The organism is Planctomycetota bacterium, assembly GCA_038746835.1.
GTDB lineage: Bacteria > Planctomycetota > Phycisphaerae > Tepidisphaerales > Tepidisphaeraceae > JBCDKH01.
This window is the reverse complement of the sequence record JBCDKH010000319.1, coordinates 1-1867: the sequence shown is the minus strand read 5'-3', so window position 1 is coordinate 1867 and position 1867 is coordinate 1. Positions and strand designations below refer to the sequence as shown.

Below are 1867 nucleotides of genomic sequence, written 5' to 3'. Positions count from 1 at the left end.
TGACCTTCAGCCGGCAAGGACGCTCTTCACACACATGAGCCACGAGGTGCTGTTCGAACGCGACGCGCCCAAACTTCCCGAAGGCGTCGCGTTCGCGATCGACGGAATGCTCGCGGATATCTCTTGATTTTGGCGAGCCCCAAGCGTGAGCGAGGGGTTCTGTCCGACGATCGACAACCCCTCGCTCACGCACGGGGCTCGCGCGCGTGCTCATCGTTACAGCTCGGACCTGTCCACGCATACATTTGTCACTAGTGCTCGACTATCGACACCAACTCGACGACGACCTCGCGCTGCTGCCGCCGCTGCCGCGGCACGCGGGCGGACAGTTTGCGGCGATCGAGCGGTCGCGCCCGCGGATTCGCAAGTGGCTCAACTGGGTCGACGAAACCAAGAGTGCCGACGATGTTCGCACGTTTTTCCAGAAATGCTGCCACGACATCGGCAGACGATTGGACGCGACGGCGATCATTCAGCATCGCGGCGACCTTGCAGGCTCCGTCGGGCTCACCGTCGTCGACCGACGCGACCGTGCCGGCGAGATCGGGTATTGGCTCGCTGAAGGCCACGAAGGTCAGGGCGTCATGACCCGTGCTGCCGCCGCGATGCTCTCCCACGGCCATGGTGCGATGCGGCTGCCGCGCGTCTTTCTTTGTGCCAGCACTGAGAACCCGAAGAGCTACAGCGTCATGCAGCGCATCGGCTGCACGCACGAAGCCACGCTCGCAGCTGGCGATCCGCTGCCGGACGGCGAGATCACCGACCAGGTCGTCTACGCCCACATTGACGACGAGTGCGGCGGCGAGCCGATCGACTACGCACTACCGACCGATCGGCCGGACGTGCGTCTGGTCCTGCAGCAGCCACACCACGCTCGCGAGATCTTCGCCTACGTCGATGGCGAACGCGAACGCCTCGAGCCGCTGCTTCGCTTCGTGGAGCGGATGAAGACCGTCAAAGTCACACGCAAGATGATCCGGGAGTCGTGGGACATGCTCGCTGACGAGCGGGGCGAGGTCGCACTCATCCAGCGCGACGGCAAGATCGTCGGCACCGTGACGGCCGGCGGGATGGGAACGGTGCTGCGTCGTGCTTGGATCGGCTACTCCATCGCTGCCGAGCACGAAGGACAGGGGGTCGCGTCGGCAGCACTACGCGCCTTCACGCGGCACCTGTGGGCCTGCTATGCGAAGCTCGTGCGGCTCGAAGCCCTGTTGGCCGTGGACAACAAGCGGAGCCTGAATCTCGCCGAGGCGTGCGGCTTTCGCCACGAGGGCACGCTTCGCCGCGAGTTTCGGCACTTCGGCAAGGTCCACGACATCCACATCTGCGGCATGCCGCGTCCAGAGACTCAGCCGACGCGGTAGTCTCTGCGACCATGGCCTCCGATTATCGCGAAATCGCCGGGTTCTACGACCACGAGTACCCCGATGTCGACTACCTCGGGCCTGACGTCGCGTGCTTTCTCGACCACGTTCCCGGCGAGCGTGTCCTCGAGCTCGGCTGCGGCACAGGCCGGGCGGCCGTTGCGATGGCGGCCGCGGGGCGACAAGTCACCGGCCTCGACGTCGACCAGAACGTCCTCGACATCGCTAACGCCAAAGGCGGCGACGCTCGCTATGTCCGGGCCGACTTCTCGGAGCCCGACTGGCAGTCGGTGGTCGACGGGCCGTTCGATGCGGTGTGCTGCTTCTTCAACACGTTTCTCGCCCTCGCAGACGCGGAGGCTCAGGAGCACTGCCTGCGCGGTTGCCACGAGCTTCTCGCACCCGATGGCCTGCTCTGGCTGGACGTCTTCCATCCGAATCTCGACCTCATCACCAACGCCGTCGGCGGAGCGACCGAGCTGGAGCCCGTCCTCTTCTCG

At 65.3% G+C, this 1867-nt stretch carries 2 protein-coding genes; both read left to right on the top strand.

All coding sequences use genetic code 11. The features are described 5' to 3' along the window. The first annotated feature begins 254 nt into the window (after positions 1-254). Positions 255-1367, top strand: a complete 1113-nt coding sequence (locus AAGI46_17040) for a GNAT family N-acetyltransferase (GenBank protein ID MEM1013914.1) — start codon at positions 255-257, stop codon at positions 1365-1367. Between the two features lie 11 nt (positions 1368-1378). Further along, positions 1379-1867, top strand: a 489-nt coding sequence (locus AAGI46_17035; protein ID MEM1013913.1) for a class I SAM-dependent methyltransferase, incomplete at its 3' end; no start/stop codon positions are given.